The organism is Natronococcus sp. A-GB1 (assembly GCF_029688845.1).
Classification (GTDB): domain Archaea; phylum Halobacteriota; class Halobacteria; order Halobacteriales; family Natrialbaceae; genus Natronococcus.
In genome coordinates this window covers 18,040-34,373 of the sequence record NZ_JARUKW010000015.1, presented here as the reverse complement: position 1 = coordinate 34,373, position 16,334 = coordinate 18,040, and the positions used below count along the sequence as shown (strand labels likewise).

The 16,334-nt window shown below is 68.8% G+C and carries 19 protein-coding genes; 7 read left to right on the top strand and 12 right to left on the bottom strand.

All coding sequences use genetic code 11. The annotated features are described in order from the left end of the window. The first annotated feature begins 8 nt into the window (after positions 1-8). Entirely contained in the window at positions 9-755 is a 747-nt protein-coding gene (gene dhaL / locus QA600_RS16650; protein WP_278293066.1) for a dihydroxyacetone kinase subunit DhaL, read from the top strand. Then, complete coding sequence (gene dhaM, locus QA600_RS16645) at positions 755-1,141, top strand: dihydroxyacetone kinase phosphoryl donor subunit DhaM (protein ID WP_278293065.1); 387 nt, start codon at positions 755-757, stop codon at positions 1,139-1,141. The genes dhaL and dhaM overlap by 1 nt, the downstream gene beginning before the upstream one ends. Before the next feature lie 31 nt (positions 1,142-1,172). On the opposite strand, the gene QA600_RS16640 is transcribed toward dhaM, so the two are convergent. Together QA600_RS16640 and QA600_RS16635 are read right to left on the bottom strand one after the other, a co-directional pair. Beyond that, the gene (locus tag QA600_RS16640; protein ID WP_005556624.1) at positions 1,173-1,382 is read right to left on the bottom strand and encodes a hypothetical protein; all 210 of its coding nucleotides are present in this window, start codon (positions 1,380-1,382) and stop codon (positions 1,173-1,175) included. A gap of 101 nt (positions 1,383-1,483) precedes the next feature. Further along, on the bottom strand, positions 1,484-1,900 hold the full coding sequence (locus QA600_RS16635; protein WP_278293064.1) for a hypothetical protein: 417 nt from the start codon (positions 1,898-1,900) through the stop codon (positions 1,484-1,486). Between the two features lie 134 nt (positions 1,901-2,034). Between QA600_RS16635 and QA600_RS16630 the strand changes: the two genes are divergently transcribed. From QA600_RS16630 to QA600_RS16620, 3 genes are all read left to right on the top strand, one after another. After that, a complete protein-coding gene (locus QA600_RS16630; RefSeq protein WP_278293063.1) occupies positions 2,035-4,134 on the top strand; it encodes a cation:proton antiporter in 2,100 nt (699 codons plus the stop codon). A gap of 197 nt (positions 4,135-4,331) precedes the next feature. Beyond that, on the top strand, positions 4,332-5,120 hold the full coding sequence (locus QA600_RS16625; RefSeq protein WP_278293062.1) for a hypothetical protein: 789 nt from the start codon (positions 4,332-4,334) through the stop codon (positions 5,118-5,120). A gap of 117 nt (positions 5,121-5,237) precedes the next feature. Further along, positions 5,238-6,086, top strand: a complete 849-nt coding sequence (locus QA600_RS16620; RefSeq protein WP_278293061.1) for a hypothetical protein — start codon at positions 5,238-5,240, stop codon at positions 6,084-6,086. Between the two features lie 11 nt (positions 6,087-6,097). Here QA600_RS16620 and QA600_RS16615 read toward each other — a convergent pair whose 3' ends face one another. The 10 genes from QA600_RS16615 to QA600_RS16570 form a co-directional block, all read right to left on the bottom strand. After that, entirely contained in the window at positions 6,098-6,877 is a 780-nt protein-coding gene (locus tag QA600_RS16615) for an adenosylcobinamide amidohydrolase (RefSeq protein ID WP_278293060.1), read from the bottom strand. Then, on the bottom strand, positions 6,865-7,893 hold the full coding sequence (locus QA600_RS16610) for a threonine-phosphate decarboxylase (protein ID WP_278293059.1): 1,029 nt from the start codon (positions 7,891-7,893) through the stop codon (positions 6,865-6,867). The genes QA600_RS16615 and QA600_RS16610 overlap by 13 nt, the downstream gene beginning before the upstream one ends. Beyond that, positions 7,883-8,926 carry a nicotinate mononucleotide-dependent phosphoribosyltransferase CobT gene (cobT, locus tag QA600_RS16605; RefSeq protein ID WP_278293058.1) on the bottom strand — a complete coding sequence of 348 codons (1,044 nt, stop codon included), beginning with the start codon at positions 8,924-8,926 and terminating at the stop codon, positions 7,883-7,885. The genes QA600_RS16610 and cobT overlap by 11 nt, the downstream gene beginning before the upstream one ends. Then, positions 8,917-9,477 (bottom strand): NTP transferase domain-containing protein, encoded by a 561-nt coding sequence (locus tag QA600_RS16600; protein ID WP_278293164.1) that lies wholly within the window; start codon positions 9,475-9,477, stop codon positions 8,917-8,919. The genes cobT and QA600_RS16600 overlap by 10 nt, the downstream gene beginning before the upstream one ends. After that, on the bottom strand, positions 9,477-10,232 hold the full coding sequence (gene cobS / locus QA600_RS16595; RefSeq protein WP_278293057.1) for an adenosylcobinamide-GDP ribazoletransferase: 756 nt from the start codon (positions 10,230-10,232) through the stop codon (positions 9,477-9,479). Before cobS ends, QA600_RS16600 begins: the two co-directional genes overlap by 1 nt. After that, positions 10,229-11,179, bottom strand: coding sequence for an adenosylcobinamide-phosphate synthase CbiB (gene cbiB / locus QA600_RS16590; protein WP_278293056.1), 951 nt, complete (start codon positions 11,177-11,179; stop codon positions 10,229-10,231). Before cbiB ends, cobS begins: the two co-directional genes overlap by 4 nt. 55 nt (positions 11,180-11,234) lie before the next feature. After that, entirely contained in the window at positions 11,235-11,873 is a 639-nt protein-coding gene (locus QA600_RS16585) for an HAD family hydrolase (RefSeq protein WP_278293055.1), read from the bottom strand. Positions 11,874-11,942: 69 nt separating this feature from the next. Next, entirely contained in the window at positions 11,943-13,142 is a 1,200-nt protein-coding gene (locus QA600_RS16580; protein WP_278293054.1) for a Xaa-Pro peptidase family protein, read from the bottom strand. A 51-nt stretch (positions 13,143-13,193) separates the two neighbouring features. Continuing rightward, on the bottom strand, positions 13,194-13,805 hold the full coding sequence (locus QA600_RS16575) for a translation initiation factor IF-2 subunit beta (protein ID WP_005556647.1): 612 nt from the start codon (positions 13,803-13,805) through the stop codon (positions 13,194-13,196). 66 nt (positions 13,806-13,871) lie between these two features. Then, the gene (locus QA600_RS16570; protein WP_278293053.1) at positions 13,872-14,258 is read right to left on the bottom strand and encodes a hypothetical protein; all 387 of its coding nucleotides are present in this window, start codon (positions 14,256-14,258) and stop codon (positions 13,872-13,874) included. Positions 14,259-14,670: 412 nt separating this feature from the next. Between QA600_RS16570 and QA600_RS16565 the strand changes: the two genes are divergently transcribed. Together QA600_RS16565 and QA600_RS16560 are read left to right on the top strand one after the other, a co-directional pair. Next, on the top strand, positions 14,671-15,345 hold the full coding sequence (locus tag QA600_RS16565; protein ID WP_278293052.1) for an HAD family hydrolase: 675 nt from the start codon (positions 14,671-14,673) through the stop codon (positions 15,343-15,345). Continuing rightward, positions 15,338-16,321 carry a phosphotransferase gene (locus QA600_RS16560; RefSeq protein WP_278293051.1) on the top strand — a complete coding sequence of 328 codons (984 nt, stop codon included), beginning with the start codon at positions 15,338-15,340 and terminating at the stop codon, positions 16,319-16,321. The genes QA600_RS16565 and QA600_RS16560 overlap by 8 nt, the downstream gene beginning before the upstream one ends. Positions 16,322-16,334: the final 13 nt, after the last annotated feature.

Below are 16,334 nucleotides of genomic sequence, written 5' to 3'. Positions count from 1 at the left end.
ACTCCGGGATGGGCCGAGAAGCTCAGTCCGAGGCGATCCGCGAGGCGACGGCGGCGATGGCCGACCGAATGGCGGCGGAGAAGTCTTTCCTGACCGACCTCGACTCGGCGATCGGCGACGCCGACCACGGCGCGAACATGAACCGCGGGTTCCAGGCCGCCCTGGCGCGACTCGAGGACGCCGACGACGACCCCGCTACGCTGGTCAAGACCGTCGGCGTTGCGCTCGTCTCGGAGGTCGGCGGTGCCGCCGGCCCGCTGTACGGCGGGTCGCTGATGAAAGCGAGCGGGGAGCTCGAGGAGGGAGTTACCGCCGAGTCGTCGGTCGCGTTCGCCGAACGGTACCTCGAGACCGTCGAGGAACGAGGGAAGGCGTCCGTCGGGGACAAGACGATGGTCGACGCGATCACGCCGGCGGTCCACACCTACAGAAAGGCGATCGAGGTCGACGACCACGACCCCCTCGAGGCGCTCGGGAAGGCCGTCGACGCGGCCGAACGCGGCGTCGCGTTTACGACGCCGATACGCGCGAAAAAGGGGCGAGCCTCCTATCTCGGCTGGCGCTCCGTCGGCCACCAGGACCCCGGCGCAACGAGCACCCTGTACCTGCTCGAGGAGCTGTTCGCGGTCGCCGAGGAACATCTGGACGGCGACGTCGAGATCGACGCCGAAGCCGACGTCGACCCCGAAGAACTCGGGGAGCCGGCCGTCGGCGGAGACGTAGACGAGAGCGCGAACAGCGACGGGGGAAGCTGATGGTCGGGATCGTCGTCGTCTCGCACAGCGAACGAGCCGCCGAGGGGATCCGCGAGATCGCCCGGGAGATGGGCGGCGACGCCCGGATCGAGGCCGTCGGCGGCACCGAGGATGGTCGAATCGGGACGACACCGGGGCCGATCCGCGAGGCGGTCGAGGCGGCTGACGGGAACGGCGAGGGCGTCGTCGTTCTCGTCGACCTCGGGAGCGCCGTGATGAACGCCGAACTCGCCCTCGAGGAGGCCGCAGTCGACGAGGAGGTCGTCGCGGACGCACCGATCCTCGAGGGGGCGCTCAACGCGGCCGTCGCGGCGACGGCGCCGAACGCGACCGTCGAGGCGGTTCGCGAGGCTGCTGAAGAGGCGGCTGGCGTCTCGAAACTGTAGTTGTCCGTGGCCTCCGACCACCGAGCGACCGTCAGCGTTCGACCAGAAGGAAAGTTCGAGAACCGCGACGCTCGAGGGAGACCCGGTCGGTCTCGAGGTTCGCGTCGACGTAGGTCTGGATCTCGTCGAGGTGAAGCGAAGAGACGTCGACTCGGCGTCTGGGTGCCTCGACCGTCGCAGCGGCGTCGGTCGGCTCGGTTCGCTGGCTCCGGGCGTCGATCCGCAGTACGGTCTGGGACATACCTATCGATTGGGCGGACGGAACGTCAATCCGAGCCGTCCGGAGTGAAAGTGAAAGTACGGGACGGCGGATCGGGCCTCGAGTTCGACCGGCTCGACGGGCTACTCGAGGGGTTTGACCGAAACGGTCGTCGAGCCGTCGGCGCTCTCGAGCGCGACCGTCTCGACGATCGCCTCCCGCGCTCGCTCCCGCCACGCGTCGACCGCCTCGGCGTGGCGCTTTCGGACCCGTTCGGTTTCGTCCGGCGGCGCGTCCTCGCGTTCGTCCTCGAGGGTCGGGTAGTTCGCCACCGCTTCGGTCTCGAGGAGCGTCTCGGGCTGGACGTGGACGGCGCCGGTTACGCGGGTGTCGTCGGCGCGGTAGACGTGAATCCGGGCCCGCATCCGACCGTGGAAGGGGGGCGTCACGCGAAGGACCGCAGCTCCGGGATTCTCGCGTCCGTAGACGAAGGCGTCAACGGCGTCGTCTCTCGAGACGGCGATCGAGCGAATCGCCGACGGATCCGCATCGACTGTCATCGACTCCCAGTACGGATTCAGTGGTGTTAACGACGGCGGGTCGCCCTCGCTTCGGGGTCGTCGATCGAGTCCCCGGCTCGACCCGGCAATAGAATAGCTAGTCCTTGATGTGTCGGGCGGATAACGGTCAGACGATGGAGGGACAGCGGGACGCAGACGCGTCGAGTGTCGTCGCCGTCGCGGGAGAGTCGCCGATCACGATCCCGTTCGACGATCCGATCCTCATCTTCGGGCTCGCGATGGTGATCTTCCTGGTCGCGCCGCTGGCCCTCAAACGCTATCGACTACCGGGGATCGTCGGCATCATCCTCGTCGGTGCGGCGATCGGCCCGAACGGCGTCCACCTGCTCGAGCGCGACGCGACGATCCAGCTGCTCGGCGAGGTCGGGCTGGTCTACCTGATGTTCGTCGCGGGCCTCGAGATCAACCTCAACCAGTTCGTCGAGTACAGGGGCCGCAGCGTCGTCTTCGGGTTGCTCTCCTTTCTCATCCCGCAGGCCGTCGGAACGGTCGTGGGCGTCTACCTCCTCGATCTGACCCTCGCGGCGGCGTCGCTGTTCGCCGCCATCTTCGCCTCGCACACGCTGCTCGCGTATCCCGTGGTCAACCGTCTCGGAATCGCGAACAACGAGGCGGTGACCGCGACGATCGGCGGAACGATCCTGACCGACACCCTCGCCCTGCTCGTGCTCGCGGTCGTCATCGCCTCCACCGACGGGGCGCTCGACGCCGCGTTCTGGCTCCAGCTCGGCGTCGGGCTGACGGTCTTCTTCGTCGGGATCTGGCTGCTCGTCCCCCGGCTCGGGCGCTGGTTCTTTCGCGGCCACGCAGAGGAGAGTTACTTCGAGTTCCTGTTCGTGATGGCCGTCCTCTTTCTCTGTGCGTTCCTGGCCGAACTCGCCGGTGTCGAACACATCGTCGGCGCCTTCCTTGCCGGGCTCGCGCTCAACCGCCTGGTTCCCGAAACCGGGCCGCTGATGAACCGTATCGAGTTCGTCGGCAACGCCCTCTTTATCCCCTTCTTCCTGCTGTCGGTCGGGATGCTCGTCGACGCCCGCGTCCTCCTCGCGGGCGCCGACACGCTCGTGATCGCCGGCTCGCTGATCGTGATGGTCTTCACGACGAAGTACGCCGCGGCGTGGGCGACCGGACGGCTCTACGGGTACGACGACGACGAGGTCCGGAGCATGTTCGGACTTTCGGTCGGCCAGGCCGCCGCCGCGCTGGCGATCGTCCAGATCGGCTTCGACGCCGGCGTCCCCGGGTTCGGACTCGAGATGATCAACGCGGTCGTGCTGATGATCCTCGTCGTCGCCCTCGTCAGCCCCGCCGTCGTCGAGCGCTCCGGCGGCGTCCTCGCTCGGAACCGCGAGCAGCGACCCTACGATCCCGACGAGACACCACAGCGGATCCTCGTCCCGGTGTCGAGCGAGTCGCGACACGCCGAATCCCTGCTGGATCTCGCCTTCGCGGTCCGCGACGCGCGCGTCGGGGAACCGGTGCGCGCGGTCTCGGTCGTTCGCCCGGAGTCGGTCGCGCGAACCCGATCCAGGGTCGACGCGGCCGAGGACCGGCTCGAGACCCTCGAGAAGTACGCCGCGGGTGCGGAGGTTCCCCTCGAGGGTCGCGTGCGCATCGATCACAACGTCGCCTCGGGGATCGTCCGATCGGCGCTCGAGAACCGAATCACGTCGCTGGTCATCGGCTGGGACGGCGCCCGCTCGCGGGAGCAGCGGGTGTTTGGCCACACGATCGATCAGGTGCTGCGTCGAACCACCCAGCTGACGCTTGTCGGGCGGATTCACGAACCGCTCAACACGACCCGGCGGATCGTCCTGGTGCTCCCGCCGGGAATCGACCGCAACGACGGCTTCCAGGAGGCGGTACACACGACGAAGCTCGTCGCCGAGCGAACCGGAGCGCCGATCCGCGTCCTCGCGCTCGAGGACGATCCCGAACGGCTCGAGGAGCTGGTCGCCGCCGTCGAGCCGGACCGCTCCGGGGCGATCGAGTCGGTGGCCGACTGGACCGCGCTGCGCTCGCGGCTGCGCGAGGACGTGCGGGCCGAGGACCTCGTCGTCTGCGTGAGCTCCCGTCGGGACGATCCCGGCTGGCATCCCGAGCTACAGACGCTGCCGAAGCGGATCTCTACGCTCACGGAGGACAACTTCGTGATCATGTATCCGGCGACCGAGGAGCGCGAGGACGATCGACGGTTCCTTCGGCTCGCGTAGCGACCTGGGGTTGCTATCGGGTTATCCCAGATTCGTCGGGAGGAGCGCACGACAGGAGAGTGTAGTATGCCAAAACACGTGTGACTGAAAAACCCAGAAATAGTATTAGAGAGTTTGACTATATGGAGTGAAATCTATTGTTCGAATTAGTTGGCAAACATTTGAATTGATTGGCGTCTGGAGAGCATTGCTAACGGATGCCCAGAACGACTATCGTCAGGTGTTGTGGGGGGACCGTCGATCAGGGGAGCGTCGACCGCGCACTCGACTCCGTTTGCTTTACCGATCGCTACGATCGCGAAACGGTGATTCGAAGCACCGGAGAACGGATCGCACACACCGGGTACGAGGCGTATCCGGTCGACATCGTCGAAACCGACGACCGGACGATCCTGCTCGAGGGACGGCTCTACGATCGCCGCGACACCGAGGCCGCCCTCGAGAACGTGGCGGCGTGGATCGACGAGGGAAACATCGATCGCCTGTCGGAGTGGGTGGCGACGCGGGACGGGGAGTTTCTCATCACCGTCGTCGACCGCTCGAGCGGGACCACCTGGGTCGTAAACGACGTTTTCGGACGGCTCCCGACCTATCGAGCCACGATCGGGGGGACGACGATCGTCACCCGAGAGCTCGAGATCGTCCGTCGGCTCGCGGCCGCTCTCCGGGGGGAGGACGTCGGCGTCGATCGGCTCGGCCTCGGACAGATGCTGCTGTTCGGGTACCCGCTGGGCACTCGAACGCCGTTCGACGAAATCAGCCAGCTGCCGCCGGGTTCGCTGCTCGAGGTTGGGCGCGACGAGGTCACGTCGCTCCACGAGTTCCGGTTCGACCGGGAGGAGAACGACGATCGGGGCGTCACCGGGAACGCCCGCGCGTTGAAGGACCGTTTCGTCGAGGCGTGTCGCCGGCTACGACACGGTACTGGGCGACGTCGCCGAGGGAACGCTGCTCGCCGCGACGTCGGTACGGGAGGACGGCTCTAACGCAGACGAGGCGAACGTCGCCCGCGAGGTCGCCCACTCCCTCGGAGTGCCGTGGTCGTCGTACTTCGTCGACAGGTCCGAGCGCCACCGGGAGGCCCTCCTGGAGATGACGCAGGGATGAACACCGTGGGGATGGCGCTGCGTCTCGACTTCGCCGAGCAGCTCGCCGCCGACCACCCGGGAGCGGCCCTGGTAACCGGCGACGGAGGGGACAAGATCTTCCCCGACCTCACGCCGCCGACTGCGGTCGACTCGAGGACGGAGCTCGTCGAGACGCTCGTCCGAACGAACCGGCAGTTTGCGCCCGCCGAAATCGAGGAGCTGATCGACCTCGAACCGGGTCGGCTCGTCGGCTCCGTCGGCGACCGGATCGCGTCCTACCCCGAAGCGACGCTCGAGGGCGCCCACGTTCACTTCCTGATCCGCGAGCGCGGCATCAACATGCTCAACCACGGCGAGGACCGGACCCGCCACCATCTCTGGACGACGACGCCGTTCTACGCGCCGGACCTGTTCGCGGCGGCGATGGCCTGCCCGCCCGAGCAGAAGGCGGGGACCGAGCTGTACCGCGAGTTTCTCTCCCTGCTCTCGCGGGAGCTCGCCGAGATCGAGTACGTCGACTTCGGCGTTCCGATCACCTCCGCCGAGTACAGGGCCAAGAAGCTCGCCTACGGCTGGCCCGGCGCGCGGCCCGGGCTGAAAGAACGCGTCCGCTCCCTCGTGGAGTCCCAGGGTAGTGGGGGCGGGATCCACTCCCGGCAGCTGCTCGCCGAGGCCGTCGCCGATGCCGACGGGCTCGGTCGCCACTTCTCGGCCGAGGAAATCCAGCGGATCGCCTGGGACGGAAGCGGGCATCGCCCGCATCAGCGATACCAGCTGGCGACCCTCGTCGCCGCGCTCGATCCGGTCGAATCACGCGTACGACAGCCAACACAGGCTCGGCCCGTGATGCAGAAACGGCACTGAGAACGCGTCGACTACCGTTCGGGCTCGCCGTCGGCCACCTCGAGCCCGGGCTCGAGCACCTGCGCCCGAACGTCGGTCGAGACGCCGTAGGCCGCGTCCTCGAGCGAGTCGGGGCATTCTACGTCGCTGTCGGGTCTGTAGTGAGCATGCAGCGAGGCGCGAACGGCGTCGCGAACGCAGGCTCGAGTCGCCGCGCCGACGGGCGTCGCGCTCCCGGAAAACGCCGCGGGCTGGCCGTCTGGATCGTGGCCGACGATGATCGCGTCGGTCGTCGTCCCCGGAAACCCCGTCTCGGCGAGCAGCGTCGCCGCCTTCGCCTCCGCAGCGACCGCGAGGAGGTTTGCCAGCGCGCCGTCGGCGAGCCGGCGGTCGGCGTACACGACGACGTTAACGGTTCCGGCGGGCGAGTCGGCGTCCGAACCTCCGACTGTCGAGGATTCGAGCGAGCCCCCCGACGGCTCCATCGGCAGCGCCGCCGGGTTCGAGACCCCCGCGGTCGCGTACGCCGTCACCGGGCCGCAGTGTGCGCCCCGGGCGTCCACGACGTCGACACCCGTAAACAGTACGGGACCCGGACACTCGAAGCCTGCCCGCTCGAGCCGTTCGGCGGCGTACGCCTCGAGGTCCGTTCGACCCCACCCCTCGGGCACCGAGACGTTGTACGCGCAGTCGGCTCGCTGACGCCCGCCGTTCCACCCCGTCGAGAGCCACTTCGAACCCGAACGCGCGAGCCGTAAGACGCCGTCCCGTCTGCGACTCTCGAGGTGGGGACCGTCGGTCACGGCGGACACCCCAGCGCCTCGAGGAGTCGATCGTTCGCCTCGCGGTCCTTGACCGCCACCCGGACGTGGGAGTCCAGTCCCCGAAACGTCGTCGCGTCTCGGATCGCGACGCCCCGTTCGCGGGCGCGCTCGAGAACCCCCACCACGCTTCGGTCGCCGACGTCACAGAGCAGGTACGGTGCGTCTGAGGGGGTGACCTCGAAACGGGTCGAAAGTGCCTCTCGCATCCGATCGCGCTCGCGGGCGACCTGGGTGCGGGTTTCGCGGACAAACCCGTCCTGGCGCAAACAGTGGGCGCCGACGCGCGCGGCCGGAGTCCCGAGCGACCAGGTTCGCCGAGCCGTCTCGAGGTCCCCTCGTAGCGTCCCGCTCGCCACTGCGAAGCCCGCCCGGAGCCCGGGGATCCCGAACAGCTTGGTCAGCGAGCGCGCGACGACGACGTTCTCGCGGTCGAACCCCGCCGCGGAGGGCAGGTCGGTAAACCCGAGGAAAGCTTCGTCGACCAGCAGCGTCGTTTCGGCCTCGCCACAGCGGGCCGCGACGGCCTCGAGCGCGTCGAGATCGATCGCCTTCCCGGTCGGGTTGTTCGGCGTGCAGACGACCGCGAGCGCGTAGTTCGAGAGCGCGTCAGTACCGATCTCGAGCAGGTCATCAGCGTGGACGAACGCAGGTGTCGCACCCTGCAGCCGAATCTCGCGGGCGTACTCGCCGAAGCTGGGGTAGGGGACTACGGCGCTGTCGCCGGGCTCAAGGACGCACTCCATCGTCAGCCGGATCGCCGCCAGCCCGCCGGGCGTCGGGATCACGTGCTCGGGATCGCAGCCGACGAACTCGGCCGCGGCCGCCCGGTAATCTGGGTAGACGTCGTCGGGGTAGCGGCGACTTCGCTCGAGGGCGTCCCGGTAGATCCGTTCCGTCCCGTCGGGCGTCTCGGGGTTCGTGTTCGCCGAGAAATCCAGGATTTCGCGGTCGGGCTCGCCGCCGTGGGGGACCCGCTCGGCGGTGCGGATCGAGTCAGGATCCATGCGTTCCCTCCGGGCGCTCGGCCCGTTCATCGGTCGCTCCGTCGCGCTCGTCGTCGATCTCGAGTCGACGGCAGACCTCCTCGAGCCGATCCCGCACCGCACCCATCTCGCCGTCGGGGACGAGCGAGAGCGCACCGCCCATCGCGACGCCCTCCTTCGCCTCGCCCGCGCAGTAGCGAGCCATCGCGACGTGATCGTGCCCGTCGAAGCCGGGGTCGGTGACGGTCAGCTCGCAGTCGAGGCGAGCACACGCTTCGGGGAGAGCCTCGCCCTGCTCGTCGGCGACGAAGGAGGTCGTCGTGACCTCGAGCGCGGAATCGATTCCGGCGTGCCGGAGGAGGGCCGCAACCGCGACCATTTGAGTTCCGCCGGCGAGGATCACTCGAGTCCCGTCCTCGAGCGCTCCGGCTGCGATCCCGACGACGGCGGCTTGGACGGGATCGCCGACAGCCCGGATCGCTCGTAGTGGATCATCCTCGCAGTCGCCCGGGTCGAGCCCGCTCTCTTCGAGGCCGCGCTCGACGACCTGGCGCTTTCGCTCGAGGGGGTTCTCGAGCAGCGACGAGGACACTCCGGCGGGCTCGCCGAGGGCGGTCAGCGCGCCGAGGGCGGTCGTCGTTCCCCCCGGAATCGTCTCGCCGAGCAGGAGCCCCTCGTCCGAACGCTCGCGGCCGTACTCCCGCGCGCGCTCGAAGAGCCGTTCGGCCCCGGGAACGGCGACGGGCTCGCGGACGTCGGCTCCGGGCACGGCCTCGAGATCGACCGTCGGCACGGCGGTCGGCTCCGCGAGACCCGCGTCGACGACCGTCAACTCGAAGCCGACGGCCTCCCGAACCGCGCGGGTCACCGCCGCGGGCGTCGGACAGCCCGTCGGACTCACGGGTACGACGGGCGCGGCGGTCGGCTTGCCGTGGGCGAGGATCTCGGCGTCGGCCGCGGGCGTGTGGACCATCAGCTCCGGCGCGGCGCCCGCGGCGCTGATGCCGTCGATCAGCGCCGTCTCGGTCGTCCCTGCGGTCAGAACTACTCGCATCGGTCCTCCGCGATGCGGGCGTCTTCGAGTCGGTTCACGTTCACCGCCAGCCACGGGTCGTAGCTCACCTGTGTCATTGATTCCTCCGTCGTGCCGACGACGTTGACCCCGGTCGGCGCGAGATGGGGGGCGTCCTCGAGTCGGGTGTCGATACCGACCCCTAGACGGCGCTTCAGCGCCGCGGGGACGCAGACGGTCCGCGAGGCCTCGCGCTCGCCGTGGATCGCGAGGACGCGATCGACGACCGCGTCCTCGAGCAGCGGGAGGTCGGCCGCGACCGACAGCACGGGCGGCTCGATCCCGGAGTGTTCGAGGGCCGAGAGCAGGTCGGTCACGTACCCCTCGCCCTCGGTTTCGATCGTCCGGACGGCGTCGGTTCGCTCGAGATGCTCGGCCGTCTCGGGGGCGTTCGGCGAGACGACCGCGACGGTCGTCTCGATCCGGCTCGTCTCGAGGCTCGAGAGCACGCGATCGACCATCGGCGTCCCGGCGATCGGGTACAGCGGTTTTTCGTGGGGACTCTCGAGGCGGGTTCCCCTCCCGCCACACATCAGGAGAGCGTCCACGCGATCACCCCCGCGTGCAGTCCGACGACGCGACCGATCTCGGCGGCCGCGCCGAAGACGTCGCCGCTGACGCCGCCGAGGTTGCGCCGCGCCCAGTGCCAGGGCAGCCCGGCCCCGACGAGGGCTCCCGGGACGGCGACCGCTGCGGGGTGGGGCCAGAGGACCACTGCGACTCCGAGGACGAGGACTGCGGGGAGGACGAGCTTCCCGGGGGTCGCCGCCTCGGTCAGCTGGCTGCCCATCCCCTCGTGGCTCGCGGTCCCGAAGCCGGCCATCGTGGCCAGCCCGAGCCTGGCGCCGATCTCCGCGGCGATGGCGACGCCGACGGCGTCGGTTGCCGACAGCTCGGCGACGCCGAGAGCGCCGAGTGCGAGCCCCGCAACCGTGAGTGAGACGGCCAGGAGCGCCCCGACCCCGGTAGTCGTATCCTTCAGCACCTCCCGTCGGCGCTCGAGACCCCCGTGAACGACGAGGGCGTCGCCAAGGTCCGCGACCCCGTCGAGGTTGTGGATCCCTACGACGGCGTAGACAGCGAGGAGGTACCCCAGCGCGACTGTCGGCGCCGCGAGGACGTCGGCGGCCAACAGGGGAACCGCGGCCAGCGCGCCGACGACGAGCCCGACGAACGGGAACGTCGCCGGCCGTGCGCGGAAGGCCTCCCAGTCGTCCTCGCGGTGGCTGACGGGGAGTCGCGTGAGAAAGGCGAGGGCACCCCGACAGGCGCCGAGCCACGTCCTCACGCGACCACCCCCGCGGTCGACAGGAGCGCCTCGAGCGCGGCCCCCAGCGCGACCGCGAGGACGGCGGCGACCAGCGCCGCGCGGAGGACCAGGGCGACCGCCCGCTCGCCGTCCTCGAGGGTCGGGAGCGCGGCGTCGGGATTCAGATCGTAAACGCCGGGTTTGCGGAGCCGAACCGGGAGCGCGCAGGCCAGCGTCGCCATCGGCCACCCTGAGTTCGGCGACGGCGGCGTCCAAGTCCACGCTCGAGCGCGGGCGAGCGCCCCGGGATCGGCCGCGGCGACGGCGATCGCGACGGCGCTCAGCCTAGCGGGGAGCCACATCACGAGATCGTCGAGGCGCGCGCTCGCCGTCCCGAGGGGTTTCGAGGGGTAGCCGAGCATCGAGTCTAGCGTATTGACGCCCTTGACCCAGGCCGCTGCGGCGGCCGCGGCGGGCAGCGAAAACGGAGCGAGAACGGCGAACGGAAGCAAGGTCGCGACCAGCCCGTCCGCGAGGTTCTCGGCGGCGCTCTCGAGGGCCGCGCTGCGGAGTTCGGCGGGCGAAAGATCCTCGGTGTCGCGGCCGACGAGTCCGCGAACTCGGTCGCGGGCCGTCTCGAGGTCGTCCGCGGTCGCCGCGACGACCTCGCTCGTGAGCTCGAGCAGCATTCGCAGGCTGGTCGTGAGGTAGAGAACGAGTCCGGCGATGGCTGCGCCCGCAACGGGGTGGACGGCCGCCGCGGCGAGGACGAACCCGCCCGCGGCGACGGCGGGAACCAGCGGGACGAAGAGCGCGATCGGCACGCCCAGCAGCCGCTGGACGCCATCGTCGTCGCTCCAGGATCGATCGAGCGCGCCGACGAGCCGGCCGAGCCACGCGACGGGGTGGGCCGCGTTTGGCGGCTCCCCGACTACGCGGTCCAGCCCGAGGGCGAACCCGACCAGTGCGGCCGTCGTCAGCGTCATACGGGTTGGGTTGGTCGTGCGTTGTTCGCGGTCGTATTCGTCTTCGTGCTCGCGGTCACGGCTCCGCACCCTCCTCGAGGCTCGCCAGCGTTTCGGGGACGTCAGTGAGGGGGACGTCCTCGAGCAGGATCGCGGTGCCGCCGACGTCCTCGACCCCGCCGTCGGTTCGGGGGTCGTCGCCGACGTGGATCAGTTCCGATGGCGCGACGCCGAGCTCGTCGGCCGTCAGTTCGAAGATTTCGGGAGCGGGTTTGCGCCAGCCGCAGGCGACGCTCGTGACGATAGCGTCGAACCCGTCCCGATCGAGGTCGGCACGGATGAGCGTCCGGGCGACGAGTTCGGGCACGCTGCAGTTCGAGCAGATCGCTACGGGCCCGCGGGCGCGGGCGGCCGCGACGGCGTCGAGCGCTCCGTCCCGGGTCTCGACTACGGGGTCGAACGCCGCGACGACCGCGCGTCTGACGACGTTGTTCTCGAACTCGACCCCGCGGCTCGCGAGTGCGCGGCTGACGTGGGCCGGAAGCGGTACCTCCGCGTTCTCGGGGGGGTCGACGTGCGGGCTCGCGTAGGCGTCGGCCCAGTCCTCGGGGACGTCGACGCCGCGAGAGTCGAGTTCGTCGGCGACAGCCTCCGCTGGCGTCGCGGGCTGGTCGACGTCGACGAGCGTGCCGAAGAGGTCGAACGAGACTGCCACGTTCGCGTAACGAGCACAAGCTGACTTTACTCTCGCGGTCGGCGGGCCAGGTCGGCCCGGAACCCGGAGTTACTCGAGGCCGACGATGTTGGACTCGAGATCCCGCGGATAGTAGGTGAGCCACTCGGTTCCTTCCTCGGTGACCGCGATCGTATCCGAGTGGCGGTAGCCGTACGTGTCGGTGTAGAGCCCGGGCTCGATTGTCCAGACGTGACCCGGCCGCATCACGGCGTCTTCGTCGCCGTAGCTCGTGTGCTCGCTCTCGCAGTGGTCGCCCCACCCCTCGTCGATATACGGTGGTTCGTGGCCCGCGAGGCCGATGTTGTGGCCGACATGGTGCTGGGCGAGGTCGGCGACCCCCTGCTCTTCGAAGTACGCCTCGACGGCGCGGTCGACGTCGGCGATCGGAACGCCGGGACCGAGCGCGTCGATCGCGACCTCCTGGGCCTCCTTCATGAGTTCGAAGTAGTGAACCTGCTCGTCGCTCGGCTCGCCGACGAACATCGTCCGCTCGAGTTCGGAGTGGTAGCCGTCGACGTTCGCCGTCGCACCGGTCACGAGGACGTCCCCCTCTTCCAATCGTCGGTTCGCCGTGTGACCGTGGGGAAGCCGGCTCTGCTCGCCCGTGATGTAGCCCGCGCTGACGGGGCCAGAGCCGCGGGTCCGGGGAACGTAGCGGTCGCCGAGCGTATCGAGCATCGCCCGCGAGGCGTCGGTGGAGGCGCGCTGGCTCACCGTCGCGGGGCGGGCGCCGGGCTCGGTGTAGTCGGCGAGGTAGCGGTGGCCGAGGTTCGCCCACTTCGCGGACTCCCGGATAAGGTCGATCTCCGCGTCCGATTTCTCCCAGCGCAGGCGAGGGACCCAGCTCTGGCTGTCGACCTCGAGGAACTCGCTCAGGGCGGGTCCCTGGTACCCCATCGTCCCCGGCGCGCCGTCGGTGTCGGCGGCGACCCTGGTAACGTCGAGGTCCTCGAGCATCCCGACGACGGTCCCGATCGGGCGGCCGCCGGGGTAGTCCCGATAGTGCGAGATCCGATCGATCCGCGGGTTCTCTGTGACGCGTTCGACCTCGAGTCGCGGGACGGTGATCGCGATCCGTTCGTCAGTCACCGCGAGCGCGACCGGGCGCTCGGTCTGGATGTGGTCGAACCCGGTCAGGTACTCGATGCTCGTCGCGCCGAACCAGACGCCTGCGTCGGCCCTGGTCCCCTCGAGTCGCGATCGGACGTCGGACAGCCGTCGCTCGAACTCCGCCGGAGGAACGTGCATACTACAGCAAGGTGGGAGCGACGGCAAAAGCGTTCAGGCGACGGTGACGACTCAGTCGATCCGAGCGAACGCCAGGTTGCCGGAGATGTTCTTGATGTAGATGTCGACGACGTCGCCCTCTTCGGCGCCAGGGACGAAGATCGTGTAGTTGCCCTTCTCCGCGACGCCGTCGCCCTTCCGGCCCGTGCCGGTGATCTCGACGGTGTAGGTCTGGCCTTCCTCGACGGCGTCGGCCTGTTGTTGCTGCTGGCTGCTCGTCGAGCGCTTGGTCACCGGGCGGAACGCACCGCAGGCGTCACAGCGAAGCATCGGGGTGCGGTTCTCCCGGACGAGGCGGGTGTCGGGCAGGCCACACTCCGAACAGAGCACGTACTCGTCGACGTAGGCGTCGACCGCCGCGCTGAAGTCCTGCTCGGAGAAGGTCCCGTTGTACCGGCCGCGGCCGCTCTCGAACTTGCCGCTGGTCCCCAGTTCGCGCTGGACGAACCGGTGAAGGTGTTCGTCCTCGCGCGAGAGGACGTCGGCGATATCGCCGAGGTTCGTAAACCGCGTAAACGCACCGTCCTTCTGGGCGTGGGGGTCCGGAATCTCCAGTCGACTCTCGTCGCCGCCGATATCCGGAACCTCGTCCATCGCACGGTCGAGACTCGATTCGTAATCCATACTCGAGTCCAAACGTCGCTGACGTAAATCCGTTCTGCTCTCGGCGCCCGCGGCCGAATCGGACGCTCAGAGGGCGTCGCCGCCGCTCTCGCTAACCGATCCCTGCCCCTCCTCGTCGAGCCCCTCGAGGTCGCGTTCGGGGTTGGCCTCGCGGGCGTCGCCGGCCTCGCCGGTGAGTTCGCCGTAGACGGCCTCGCGAACCTCCTCGGGCGAGTCGTACTGCTCGCCGGCCAGCCGGTCGAAGACGCTGCCGAGCGACTCCGTCTCGTTGGGCATGTCGATCGGCTCGCTTCCGTATTCGGTCGCGAGCTCCTCGCTCGAGACGGGGTACTCGAGCGAGCCCAGGTTGCGCTCGACCGTCTCGAGGATCGACTCGGCCTCGTCGGCCCGTTCGGATTTGCGCTGTTCGGCCCGATCCTGTGCGCGGTCGCGACTCGGTCCGTCTTCGCTCATGCGCGGTCGTACGACGAGCCCGGACAAAAACGGCCGGCCGGCGAGGGCGGGGCCGTCCAGCTCGACTCCGCCTCGGTTTCCACTCCGCCGGGAAACCGTCACCACCACCTACCCCGACTACAGTTCGACGTCTCTATATATAACGATTTTCCACAAACCATTCGGTTCGGTAATCGGATCGCTGCGGTCCTCACTCGAGTTGGTCGTAAAAATTCGCCCTCTCAGATCTGAACTCGCCGGGACAGTCCTGGATGGTCGCTTCGCTGCGCTTCCGGGCTGTGACTCGTCCGTTCAAATTACGTCGATCGGATCTGTAAAACACATCTCCCCCGATTTTCGGCAGGTAACGAACCTATCCTCGTCTTACTCCCGACGCGGGGTTTTTGACTGACGGGACTAACTCCCGATCGTGATGAACTTCGACGCCGTCCTGTTCGATCTCGACGGGACGCTCTGCCGTCGTACGCAGGATACCGAGGCAATGTACGAACGGGTTTTCCAGCGGGCCAGCGAGGAACCCTTCGGCGACCCCGGCGACCTCTGGACGGCGCTTTCCGGACCGCCGGACCACGACGACCCGATTGGCTACTACGGAGCCGGGTTCGCCCGGGTCGCCGCCCGGTACGACCGATCCGACGCGGACGTGCTCGCGCTCGCCCGCGAACTGGTCTCGGTCATCGACGACAGCGATGTCGCGTTGCTCCCCGGTGCTGTCGAAGCGCTCGACGCCGCGGCCGCGATCGGGACGGTCGGCGTCGTCACGAACGGATCGACGGACAGCCAACGAACCAAACTCGACGCGCTCGGTATCGGCGATCGGTTCGATACGGTAGTCTGTGCCGCGGAGCTTCCGCGATCGAAACCACATACCCTGCCGTTCGAGCGCGCGCTCGCGGAGCTCGATGTGACACCCGACCGCACACTCTACGTCGGCAACACGCTGGAGTACGACGTTGCCGGGGCACAGAACGCCGGACTCGCCGCCGCGTGGCTGCGCGGCGAGACACCCGTCGGTGCGTACGATCCGGAGTACGTTCTCGAATCGCTGAGCGACGTACCGTCCATTCTGAGGAGAGACGATGCCTAACACGCAACTGGGGAACGTGTTCGAGGTCGAACCGCTCCGCGCCGCGGGCGACGCCGCGCTCGCCACCATCGACGAACCGGCGATCGACATCGAACTGATCCATCGCGGCAACCGCAAGCGGACTGCTATCGCCAGCTTTGCCGAGCGCGATCCCGTCGTGGTACAGGTCTGCGAGGAGCCGACGTGGCTCCGGACGGAGGCAGCACTGCTGGGCGAGATCATGGAGCGCACGTTCGTCCCCGTTCCGCCGGTACTCGCGACAGGCTCGCATGACGGCGTTGCGTACATACTTACGGCATTCGTGGGTGGGGCGGATCTTCACGAACGGTTTACGGCGGTCGACGCGGAGACGCGACACGAACTCGCCTCCTGGTTCGGGAAAGCGCTCGGTCGGTTGCACGAGGCGTTCGAGTTCGACGGCTACGGACGGCTCGTCCTCTCGGACGGGGTGTTCACGCCGGGCCACGGCGACTGGCCGTCGTGGTTCCGGCAGTACGGTCTCCGGGCTGTCGAGCGGCTTCCGGAGGCGTTCGATCCGGTGTGTGACGACCTGCGTGCGCTGTTCAAGGACTCACCGGCCGAAGCGGCCCCCACCGCGCGACTGTTCCCCTGGGACTTTCGTCCCGGCAACGCGCTCGTCGCCGACGGGTCGGTCACGGCCGTGCTGGACTGGGAAGCGCCACTCGCGGCCCCGCCAGCGCTCTCCGTGGCGAAATCCGAGTACCTCATGGCTGACTGGTACGTCGACGATCCCGGTCCACTCCGGCAGGCGTTCGAGGACGGATACACAGCTGTCAGACCCTACCCATCGGTCCATCCGGCACATCGTGCCGCTGCCATCGCCGAGAGTGCCGTGGACTCCGCTGGCGTCGTCACTAACCCGCGGTACCCCCCCGTCGGGAGGGCAGCGGCCCTCGCGTTTCATCGGGACGCACTGGTGGACGTGGTGTCGGACGAACGGACCGAACGAGGGTGACCAGCGGGGCCCC

What these genes read in the sequence shown, in the direction of transcription:
- QA600_RS16620 (WP_278293061.1), top strand. Translation starts at nt 5,238, where the DNA reads ATGAACACCGTGGGGATGGCGCTGCGTCTCGACTTCGCCGAGCAGCTC.
- QA600_RS16630 (WP_278293063.1), top strand. Translation starts at nt 2,035, where the DNA reads ATGGAGGGACAGCGGGACGCAGACGCGTCGAGTGTCGTCGCCGTCGCG.
- QA600_RS16580 (WP_278293054.1), bottom strand. Translation starts at nt 13,142, where the DNA reads ATGCACGTTCCTCCGGCGGAGTTCGAGCGACGGCTGTCCGACGTCCGA.
- QA600_RS16640 (WP_005556624.1), bottom strand. Translation starts at nt 1,382, where the DNA reads ATGTCCCAGACCGTACTGCGGATCGACGCCCGGAGCCAGCGAACCGAG.
- QA600_RS16610 (WP_278293059.1), bottom strand. Translation starts at nt 7,893, where the DNA reads ATGGATCCTGACTCGATCCGCACCGCCGAGCGGGTCCCCCACGGCGGC.
- QA600_RS16570 (WP_278293053.1), bottom strand. Translation starts at nt 14,258, where the DNA reads ATGAGCGAAGACGGACCGAGTCGCGACCGCGCACAGGATCGGGCCGAA.
- dhaM (WP_278293065.1), top strand. Translation starts at nt 755, where the DNA reads ATGGTCGGGATCGTCGTCGTCTCGCACAGCGAACGAGCCGCCGAGGGG.
- QA600_RS16565 (WP_278293052.1), top strand. Translation starts at nt 14,671, where the DNA reads ATGAACTTCGACGCCGTCCTGTTCGATCTCGACGGGACGCTCTGCCGT.
- cbiB (WP_278293056.1), bottom strand. Translation starts at nt 11,179, where the DNA reads ATGACGCTGACGACGGCCGCACTGGTCGGGTTCGCCCTCGGGCTGGAC.
- cobT (WP_278293058.1), bottom strand. Translation starts at nt 8,926, where the DNA reads ATGCGAGTAGTTCTGACCGCAGGGACGACCGAGACGGCGCTGATCGAC.
- dhaL (WP_278293066.1), top strand. Translation starts at nt 9, where the DNA reads ATGGGCCGAGAAGCTCAGTCCGAGGCGATCCGCGAGGCGACGGCGGCG.
- QA600_RS16635 (WP_278293064.1), bottom strand. Translation starts at nt 1,900, where the DNA reads ATGACAGTCGATGCGGATCCGTCGGCGATTCGCTCGATCGCCGTCTCG.
- QA600_RS16575 (WP_005556647.1), bottom strand. Translation starts at nt 13,805, where the DNA reads ATGGATTACGAATCGAGTCTCGACCGTGCGATGGACGAGGTTCCGGAT.
- QA600_RS16600 (WP_278293164.1), bottom strand. Translation starts at nt 9,477, where the DNA reads ATGTGTGGCGGGAGGGGAACCCGCCTCGAGAGTCCCCACGAAAAACCG.
- QA600_RS16560 (WP_278293051.1), top strand. Translation starts at nt 15,338, where the DNA reads ATGCCTAACACGCAACTGGGGAACGTGTTCGAGGTCGAACCGCTCCGC.
- QA600_RS16625 (WP_278293062.1), top strand. Translation starts at nt 4,332, where the DNA reads ATGCCCAGAACGACTATCGTCAGGTGTTGTGGGGGGACCGTCGATCAG.